This is a genomic window from Acidovorax facilis, from assembly GCF_023913775.1.
Classification (GTDB): domain Bacteria; phylum Pseudomonadota; class Gammaproteobacteria; order Burkholderiales; family Burkholderiaceae_C; genus Acidovorax; species Acidovorax facilis.
The window spans coordinates 1-255 of record NZ_JAMXAX010000387.1 but is presented as its reverse complement, the minus strand read 5'-3'; the positions used below and the strand labels follow the sequence as shown (position 1 = coordinate 255).

Annotated in this window: 1 protein-coding gene; it reads left to right on the top strand. The window is 62.4% G+C overall.

What is annotated here, in order from left to right:
* On the top strand, positions 1-255 hold a 255-nt coding region (locus NFX52_RS30730; protein WP_252636049.1), incomplete at both ends, for a LysR substrate-binding domain-containing protein.

The following is a 255-nucleotide window of genomic DNA, read 5'->3' as shown; positions in this document are numbered from 1 at the left end:
CGCTGTTTACCCGTTCGCAAACGGGGCTACTACCCACCGAGGCGGCGCTAGCGCTGCAGCCGTTTGCCCTGACCATGTACAGCGCTGCCGCTGCGCTGAAGCGCGCGGCCGAAAGCCAAGGCTCAGGCATCCAAGGCACAGTGCGAGTTACGGCCAGCGAGGTGATAGGGCAAGAGGTATTACCACCTATCCTGGCGAAACTGCAGGACACACACCCGGACCTGACGGTAGAACTGGTGCTGACCAACAGGGTGC